Origin of the sequence: Microbispora sp. NPDC049125, from assembly GCF_040802045.1 — a bacterium.
GTDB lineage: Bacteria > Actinomycetota > Actinomycetes > Streptosporangiales > Streptosporangiaceae > Microbispora.
The window spans coordinates 139,017-147,495 of sequence record NZ_JBEZDW010000017.1; the positions used below are offsets into that span (position 1 = coordinate 139,017).

8 protein-coding genes are annotated in these 8,479 nt (G+C 73.1%); 4 read left to right on the forward strand and 4 right to left on the reverse strand.

Annotated elements, in window-relative coordinates; all coding sequences use genetic code 11:
* From AB0B72_RS21355 to AB0B72_RS21365, 3 genes are read right to left on the reverse strand one after another with little or no spacing between them, the layout of a single operon-like run.
* Positions 1-2,409, reverse strand: coding sequence for an ABC transporter permease (locus AB0B72_RS21355; RefSeq protein ID WP_367740606.1), 2,409 nt, complete (start codon positions 2,407-2,409; stop codon positions 1-3).
* Entirely contained in the window at positions 2,406-3,101 is a 696-nt protein-coding gene (locus AB0B72_RS21360) for an ABC transporter ATP-binding protein (RefSeq protein WP_367740607.1), read from the reverse strand. The genes AB0B72_RS21355 and AB0B72_RS21360 overlap by 4 nt, the downstream gene beginning before the upstream one ends.
* Before the next feature lies 1 nt (position 3,102).
* Positions 3,103-4,404 (reverse strand): adenylate/guanylate cyclase domain-containing protein, encoded by a 1,302-nt coding sequence (locus AB0B72_RS21365; protein ID WP_367740608.1) that lies wholly within the window; start codon positions 4,402-4,404, stop codon positions 3,103-3,105.
* A gap of 133 nt (positions 4,405-4,537) precedes the next feature.
* On the opposite strand from AB0B72_RS21365, the gene AB0B72_RS21370 reads away from it, so the two are divergent.
* A complete protein-coding gene (locus AB0B72_RS21370) occupies positions 4,538-5,536 on the forward strand; it encodes a cyclic nucleotide-binding domain-containing protein (RefSeq protein ID WP_367740609.1) in 999 nt (332 codons plus the stop codon).
* Positions 5,533-6,306, forward strand: coding sequence for an MBL fold metallo-hydrolase (locus AB0B72_RS21375; RefSeq protein ID WP_367740610.1), 774 nt, complete (start codon positions 5,533-5,535; stop codon positions 6,304-6,306). Before AB0B72_RS21370 ends, AB0B72_RS21375 begins: the two co-directional genes overlap by 4 nt.
* Positions 6,307-6,333: 27 nt before the next feature.
* Here the strand turns inward: AB0B72_RS21375 and AB0B72_RS21380 are convergent, their stop codons facing one another.
* A complete protein-coding gene (locus AB0B72_RS21380) occupies positions 6,334-6,792 on the reverse strand; it encodes a hypothetical protein (protein ID WP_367740611.1) in 459 nt (152 codons plus the stop codon).
* Positions 6,793-6,973: 181 nt separating this feature from the next.
* On the opposite strand from AB0B72_RS21380, the gene AB0B72_RS21385 reads away from it, so the two are divergent.
* Together AB0B72_RS21385 and AB0B72_RS21390 are read left to right on the forward strand one after the other, a co-directional pair.
* Entirely contained in the window at positions 6,974-7,336 is a 363-nt protein-coding gene (locus AB0B72_RS21385) for a DUF1801 domain-containing protein (protein ID WP_367740612.1), read from the forward strand.
* A 787-nt stretch (positions 7,337-8,123) separates the two neighbouring features.
* Positions 8,124-8,479, forward strand: a 356-nt coding sequence (locus AB0B72_RS21390; RefSeq protein WP_367740613.1) for an endo-1,4-beta-xylanase, incomplete at its 3' end; no start/stop codon positions are given.

The window sequence follows — 8,479 nt, forward strand, 5'->3', positions numbered from 1 at the left end:
TCACTCCGCCCGCAGCACGTGGCCGACCCGTAGTCTCGCAGCCATCCACCCCGGCCAGACGGCCAGCGCGTTGGCCACGATCAGCGTCAGCGGCCACACGAGCAGCACGGCGCTGACGGCGAGCGGCGCGACGTACGACAGCGGGAACATCTCCGCCACGACCCGCCACAGTGTGCGTCCGATCGCCACCCCGAGCGGCACGCCGAACAGCAGCCCGATGGCCGCGACCAGGGTGGCCTGGGTGACCACGGTCCAGCGGGCCTGCCGGCGGGTCATGCCGAGCGCGCGGAGCACGGCCACCTCGTGCCGCCGCCTCCGCACGGCCGTGGCGAGCGCGTGCCCGACCGCCCCCACGGCCAGCAGCCCCAGGAACGCGGCCAGCAGGGTCGGCAGCTCCTCCACGTCGCGGATCTGCGGCACCTCCGTCAGAGGGGCCACCGGGCCGAACCCGATGTGCTCCCCTCCGGCCTTCTTGGAGGCGGCGTTCAGCCGGACGGCGACCGCATTGGCGTCCGCGCCCGGCCGCAGGGCGACGTAGGCGCCGTGGAACTTGAACGAGTAGTGCGCTCCCGCGTACAGGAGCTTGTGGCCCTCCGGGGTGATCCATCCGCCGTCGGTCTTGGAGTTGTGGGAGGCCTCAGGGACGAAGCCGATCCCGGTGACGGTCATCCGCACCGGTGCGGGGCCTCCCTTGAGCCGGACCTCGTCGCCGACTCCCACCTTCAGGTCACGGGCGCTGAAGGGCGCGAGCACGATCTCGTCCCGCTTCGCGGGGAGCCTGCCTTCAGTGAGCACCACCGGGAAGGACGGGCCGCCCACAGGGGCGTACGTGAAGGTGGTGACGGAGACCGCGCCCGACTCGGCGACCGCGCTGACGCCGTCGTCGACGGCCAGGACGGCCGGGTCGCGGGCCACCGCGGCGAGTGCCGGGAGCGCCGGCCCGTAGTCCTGACCGTTCATGCCGATGAACGCCTCTATGTGGTGGGTCCGCCCGAATCTGATCGGGTTGCCGGCCGCGTCCTTGACGCCGGCGGAGAAGGTGAACGCGGCCAGCACGCCGAGGACACCGGCGACGGCTCCGATGAGCGCGGGCCGCACCGGCACGGCGCTGTGCCCGCGGCCCGGCTCCAGCGCGAACCGCGCCCCCACCACCATCGGCACCGGCAGGCCCATCCGGGACGCGACCAGGGCGACCGCGGAGCGGCGGCCCGGGCCCTCCCTGCTCGACAGGAAGAGCGCGGCCGCGCCCGCCGACCCCGCGAGCACGATCGCCGGGGTAAGGACCCAGCCCGCGCCGAGCACGAGCCAGTCGAGGTCGAGCCCGGGAGCGGGCTCGCGCAGCGCCGCCGCCCCGATGGGCATCCAGATCGAGCCGACGGCCGCCGCCACCACGCCGAGCGTGCTTCCGGCGACGGCGGCCAGGACCGGTCCCGCCGCCGCCGCCGCGAGCGCCTGGCGGGGCGCCAGCCCCACCGCGCGGAGCATGCGCAGGTCGGCGACGGCCGCCGCGGTGTACCTGGCGACCGACTGGCCGATCAGGACGACCGCGGCGCCGAGCGCGGCAAGCCCGAACGCGAGCAGAGACATCGCTTCGAACGTCGCGACCCGCCTCGCGGGCCCTCCGAACTTCTCGGCGTTGTCCCAGATCTCGATGTCGTTGCGCTTGGTGGCGGCCGCCAGGCCCTTGCGGAACGCGGGGATGTCGGCCGCGCCGTTCTTCAGCCGGACCAGGGCGTTGATGTAGCCGATCTTGGGGTCGAGGAAGTTCCCCGGATAGGCGTTGTAGAGGGCCGGCGTGGCGAGCAGGCCCGGCGGCTGCCCGATGTCCTCGGCGTACCAGGCGGACCTGATGATCCCCACGATCGTCGCGGGGACGCGCGGCCCCAGGGGCTCGTCGGTCGCGGGGTCGAAGTCCTCACCCGCCGCCTGCTCCGGCGACATGAGCGTGAGGACGACCCGGTCCCCGACGCCCTTGCCGTACACGGCGGGGAACCGGGAGCTGACCACGACCTCGTCGGCCCGGCGCGGGTCGGGGAGCCGTCCCGCGAGGACCACCGGCCGCTCGATGGTGCGCAGGTTCTCGTCGTCGATCGGCGGGAAGGAAGAGACGTTGGCGCCGGGCGGGATGCCCTCGACCCCGAATCCCGACACCGGGAAGGTGGTCACCGCCGCGACCTCGGGAAGCGCCCGGACCTTGCTCCAGTCGAATCCCGGCTGGTTGGGCAGGACAGCCATCGTCGCGGGCAGCGTCGCGGCGTACAGCCGGTCGACGGCCGTGCCGCCTCTGCGGGCCCCCGCGACGGCGGTGAGCACGGTCCCGCCTGCGAACGCCACGAGCAGCGCGAGCACCGCGAGGGACCGCCATCGGCGCCGCAGATCGAGGCGGAGCCAGGTCAGCACCACGGTCACGGCGTCTCCACCCTTCCGTCCCGCATCCGCACGGCACGGTCCGCGCCCGCGGCGACGTCCGGCGAGTGGGTGACCATGATGATCGTCTGCCCGTCGTCGTGCAACCTGCGGAACAGCTCGAGCACCTCCAGGCCGCCCTCGCTGTCGAGCGCGCCGGTCGGCTCGTCGGCCAGCAGCAGGGTGGGCTCGTTGACCAGCGCGCGGGCGATCGCGAGCCGCTGCCGCTGCCCGCCGGACAGCACCGCGGGCACCTGGTGCGTACGGTCGCCCAGGCCGAGCAGGTCGAGCAGGTCGCGGGCGCGGGCCTCGGCGGCGCGCCGCTTCATGCCGCCGAGGACGCCGGGCATGACGAGGTTGTCGAGCGCGGACACGCCATCGAGCAGGTTGAAGAACTGGAACACGAAGCCGATGTGGTGGCGCCGGAACCGGGCCAGCCAGTCCTCGTCCCTGCCGTCGACCCGCTCCCCCGCGACCTCCGCCGAGCCCTCGTCCACCGTGTCGAGCCCGGCGATCACGTTGAGCAGCGTCGACTTGCCGCAACCGGACGGCCCCATGACGGCGACGAACTCCCCCCGGCGTACGTCGAGGTCCACTCCCCGGAGCGCCCGGACCGGGGCGAGCTCCGCGGCGAACGTGCGCCTCACCCCTCTGAGCTGCACGGCGAACGTGGTGGTCACTTCTGTGGTGCTCATATCAGGTCACCTCTAGGTGATAAGCGGTCACGGGGGTGGCACGGCCCTTGACGCGGCGCGGGCCGAGCGGGCGCCAGGCCCACTCCCCGCCCGCGGCGCGGACAGTGGTGGCGGCGGCGACGGTCCCTGCGGGCCGGGCCAGGTCCTGCATGCGCTGCGCGAGATTCACGGTGTCTCCGACGAGGGTGTACTCCACCCGTTCATCGCTTCCGAGTAGGGCCGCCGCTACTTCCCCGGTGGACAGGCCGATGCCGAGACCGAAGGGGGCCAGCCCCTGCGTGGCCCATTCGGCGTCCAGGAGGCGCTGCCGCACGTGCATGTCGCAGGCCGCGTGCACGGCCTTCGCCGCGTGGTCGGAGGCCGGGTCGGGCGCGCCGAAGACGGCCATCACGGCGTCCCCGACGTACTGCATGACCGTGCCGCCCGCGGTGAGGATGGCGGCGTTCATCACCCGGCGGTGGGCGTTGAGCTGGCCCGCGAGCACGGCCGGGTCGGTGGCCTCCGCGATGCCGGAGTATCCCCGCACGTCGGACATGAGGACGGTCACGACGAGCCGCTCGGTGCGGTCGACGGCGTCGCGGTCGCGCATCAGCTTGTCGGCGAGCCCGCTCGGCAGCAGGCGCGACAGCGTCTCTCCCTGCTCCTCGCGGCGCAGGATCGCGGTGTGCAGCATCCGCAGGCGGCGCAGCGCGCCCTGCCGTCCCGCGCTGGCGTCCCTGGCCAGCCCGAGGAAGAGCTGCTCGATCGCGGCGTTCACCGACTCCGGCGGCTCCCCGCGCGAGGCGGCGATGGCCTTCACCGTGCGGCCCCCGGCGACCTGGCGCAGCAGGTCCTCCTCGCCGGGTGACAGCTGGCCCTCGTCCCGTGCGGGCGCGAGCAGCTCCTGCACGATGGCCGGGTCGATGAGCGAGCCGCCCGTGGCGACCTCGCGGATCGCCCTGCCGAGCATGCCGGCGTCGGCGACCCGGTCCTTCAGCAGGTAGGCGTAGCCGGCCGCGCCCTCGTCGAGCAGCCGGATCGCGTACTCGGGGTCGTCGTACTGGCTGAGCACCACGACACCGGTGCCGGGCAGGCGCTTGCGCACCTCGCGCGCCGCCTCGATGCCCTCGTCCTGGTAGGTCGGCGGCATCCTGATGTCGGTGACGAGGACCTGCGGGCGCAGCCGCACGGCGCAGGCCACCAGCTCGTCGTAGTCGGCGGCCAGCCCGACGACGTCCAGCGCGGCGTCGCGGCCGAGCAGGGCGCGCACGCCTTCGCGGACGATCAGATTGTCGTCCGCGAGCACCACGGTGATGCGTTCCACGAGGTGAATTAGATCCCGGATCAAGGGGGCCCAGAAAGGGTGCCAGGACGACGGAAGGGGGGTGCTGGCACCCCCGGAGGCTCGCAGGCTGGCGCCCTCGTACGGCCCCCGCGTGGTTTCTACGGTCGGGGGTATGCGACTCGAATCGACGATCACATCCCTGTCCTGGATCCCCTCCGAGGCCGTCAAGGGCTACACCAGGCCCGCCTTCACGATGGGCCTCGCGCACTACGACGATCCCCCGCCCGACGTGATAGGCGACCTGGACGAGTTACGCGACTCCGACGGCTTCCGGTTCGCCAACCGGCTCAGCGCGTGGGCCGAGTTCGACGGCGACCGGCTGACCGGCCACGGCTGCGAAGGCGGCCTCGTGATGGGCGCCACGACCGTCCGCGTGGGCCCGCTGGGCGTGACGTTCACCGCGTACAGCCTTCCGGACCTGCGGCCGGAGCCCGAGGTGGGCGACGGGTGGATCAGGTTCACCCAGACCGCCGGAGGGCGCACGGCGCTGCCGTTCCCCCGCCGGGTCGCGCGGCCCCCGTACCTGCGCCTGCAGTCCCCGCTGGTGTGGACGACGCTCGCGCTGACGCTGCACGCCGACGGCCGGGCCGAGGCGGCGTTGCGGGGCGCCAGCCCGTTCCCCCGGCACTGGGTCTACGGCCAGGACGGCCGGCTGTCGCTGAAGGCCGGCCTCACCGACTTCACGTCGTGGGCCGCGCAGCAGGGTCCGGAGCGCACTCCGTGGGGCGACGAGGACTCCCCCGTGCTCGTCACCGCGGCCGAGACCGCGCTGGAGCGTGAGCTGTCCACCCTGATCATGCGCGGAGGGCGCAAGCCCGTGATCCGCTCGATGGCCGCCGGCTCGCACCTCATGCGGCAGGGCGATCCGGGGTCCTCACTGTTCCTGCTGCTCGACGGCGTCGTGGGCGTGGACGTGGACGGCCGGGCGCTGCCCGAGATCGGCCCCGGCGCGATCCTCGGCGAGCGGGCGGTGCTGGAAGGCGGCCTGCGCACGGCGACGCTGACCGCGATCACGCCCATCAAGGTGGCCGAGGCCGCCGCCGACCTGGTGGACACCGCCGCCCTGGCCAGGCTGGCCGAAGGGCACCACCGAGAGGACCAGCTCACGTGAGACTCGCGTTGCTCGGCGTCCGCGGCTCGACCCCGGCGCCGGGGCCCGAGTTCGTGCGGTACGGCGGCCACACCAGCTGCGTCGCCGTGCTGCCCGGCGACTCCGGCGTGCCCTCGCTGGTCCTCGACGGGGGCACCGGGCTGCGGGGGCTCGGGCCGCTGCTGAGAGGGGCGCCGTTCCGCGGCTCGATTATGCTGACTCACCTGCACTGGGACCACATGCAGGGCCTGCCGTTCTGCCCGTCGCTCGACGTCCCGGACTCCCGGGTCGACCTCTACCTGCCCTCGCCGCGCCCCCTGGAGACGTTGACGGGGGTCATGTCGCCGCCCTACTTCCCGATCACCCCGGACGGCCTCGGCGGCGCCTGGCGGTTCCTGCCGTCCGCCTCCGGGGTGATCGAGGGATTCACCGTCACCGTGGCCGCGATCCCGCACAAGGGCGGCACCACCCACGGCATCCGGGTCGAGCGCGACGGCGTGTCGATCGCCTACCTGCCCGACCACTCGCCGCAGGTCGCGTGCGCCGCCGCGGAGGAGCTGGCGTCGGGCGTGGACCTGCTGCTGCACGACGGGCAGTTCCTGCCCGGCGAGCAGGCCCTCGCCGACGCGTACGGCCACGCGACGGTCGCCGACGCCACGGCCTTCGCCGCCCGCTGCGGCGCCCGCCGCCTCGTCCTCACCCACCACGCCCCCGGCCGTACGGACGACGTGCTGGACGTGCTGGCCAAGGAGGTCGAGGTCGCCCGCCAGGGGGACGTCCTCACCCCCTGAGCCCGTATCGCCTCCGATCAGGGGCGATCAGGGCGCGCGGGTGAAGTCGGCGGTCCAGTTCGTCTCCCAGGTCTCACCGCCGTCGGCGGAGAACCGCTGCTCCCAGTGACAGGACTGCGCGGTGATGTCCGACCAGATGTAGCCGACCTTGATCGGCACGCCGTCGTACACGTCGTCGCAGGTGAACACGCCGCGCCCGTCGCCACCGAAACGGCCGACCACCGGCGGCAGCGATATGCCGGTCTTGCTGCCCGCCCAGTACAGCGACCACTCGTCGGCCGCCTTGTCGTACAGCCGCAGCGTCACGCCGCTGAAGCCCTGCGTCGGGAACGTGACCTCGTCGATGTTGCCGGCGCCGTCCAGGACGCTCCAGCATCTGGTGGAGCCGGGGAACTCGTACCAGTCGTCGCTGCCGGCGAGCACCTTGCGCAGCCGCCGCTGCCGGGAGGTCCAGTTGCCGACGAAGAAGTCGAAGTTGTTTTCCATGGCGCGACGCTAACCACGACCGCCTGACACCTTCTGTCAGTGGACCCGGGGGAATACCGGCATGCGGAAAACCTCGTCGCCGAGGGCGGCGCCCGTCCCTCAGGATGGGATGCGCCGGCGGCCCGCGCCGCCCCGGCCCCCGGCGTCGCCGGGGCTCCCCCAGCGAGCAGGAAGGCTCCCCATGCAGAGCGACGAGGTCGACGAGTTCGTGCGCACCCGCCTCCTCCCGGAGCATCAGAGCATCGCCCGCGCTCTGCGTGATCTCATGAGCGAGACCGCACCGGGCGCATCCGAGGTGATCAGCCGCGGATCCCCCGCGTGGAAGGGCGACAAGATCCTGGCGATCATCAGCCACAGCAAGACCCACCTCACCCTCGCCTTCGCCCGCGGCGCCGAATTCGACGACGCCCACGGCCTGCTGGACGGCGTGGGAAAGACCACGAGACACATCAAGATCCGCAAGCTGGACGACCTCGACCGCGAAGCGGTGCGCGACTACATCCGTCAGGCCGTGGCCCTCGACCAGGCGGCCGTCACCCCATAACGGGGAACATCCCAGCCGGCAGAGGAGCCCCGCGCCTTGAAGGGCGTCAGAAAGCCGCCGCCCGTGCAGGCCGGCCCTCGCCGAGGAGCCCGGCCGGAGGGTTGGCGGGGCCGGCGGCGATGGCCGCCGTACCGGCCTGCCGGGGTGGAACGGCATGCGGCCTCCGGCCAGGATCGCGGGCACCGCGCGCCGTGGAAAGGTCCGGCGTCGATCCGGTAACCGTCCTGAAATATTCACCTCCGCCGCCCCTGGCCGTGTGTACCGCGCCGCCGTCCCACCAGGTAGAGCGCCCCGCCAGGCGATGATCTCGGCGGCGCCGGATGGCCGCGGTTGACGCGAAATAGCCCCTCGGTTGTACTTCGCGACACCGTATCCATGCATTCGGCCAATGGAGAGAGGGCGTACGAGCAGGCACCGTGTTAGCGCTAACAGCCGGGGGTTCCGGCTCGATCGCGAGCCTCTTGGGAACGGGCCGCCGGAGATCCCCTTGCGGCGATCGCCAAGGCCCGCCCGCGCCCTCCCGGCCGCCGCGTGCGGCCGCGTCACCGATGACCGCAGATCCACAAGGAGATCGCCGTGCGCCGATCCGCCCGCGCATCCACGCGCACCGGCATGGACCCGTCCGCCAGTGGCGGCCACGGCACCCTGCCGTGGCGGCCCGGCCCGCTGACACGGACCCACTCCACCCGCTGAGCCACGGACACGGGCCACCGGGCCCTCCGGGCGCGCGGCCGTCGGCATGCCCCCGCTTCCCCTTCTCACCCCAGGTCACACAGAAGGAAATCCCATGTCACAGAACACCACGTCATTCCCCCCGGGCCGCCCGGCCCCGCGTCGCCTGCGCCGGTTGTCGGCTGTGGCGGCCGCCGCCGTCCTGGGGGCGGGCGTCACCCTGACACTCCAGACCGCCGCGTCAGGCGCGGCCGGCACGCTCGGCGCGGCCGCGGCGCAGTCGGGCCGGTACTTCGGCGCCGCGATCGCGGCAGGGCACATGAGCGACTCGACCTACGTGGCGACCTGGGACCGGGAGTTCAACGCGGTCACCGCCGAGAACGAGATGAAGTGGACCTCCACCGAGAACACCCGCGGCCAGTTCACCTTCGGCTCGGCCGACCAGATCGTCAACCACGCCGTGAGCAAGGG

Bases quoted from the DNA above. Each gene is read 5' to 3' on its own strand.
- AB0B72_RS21360 (WP_367740607.1), bottom strand. From the start codon at position 3,101: ATGAGCACCACAGAAGTGACCACCACGTTCGCCGTGCAGCTCAGAGGG.
- AB0B72_RS21380 (WP_367740611.1), bottom strand. From the start codon at position 6,792: ATGGAAAACAACTTCGACTTCTTCGTCGGCAACTGGACCTCCCGGCAG.
- AB0B72_RS21370 (WP_367740609.1), top strand. From the start codon at position 4,538: ATGCGACTCGAATCGACGATCACATCCCTGTCCTGGATCCCCTCCGAG.
- AB0B72_RS21385 (WP_367740612.1), top strand. From the start codon at position 6,974: ATGCAGAGCGACGAGGTCGACGAGTTCGTGCGCACCCGCCTCCTCCCG.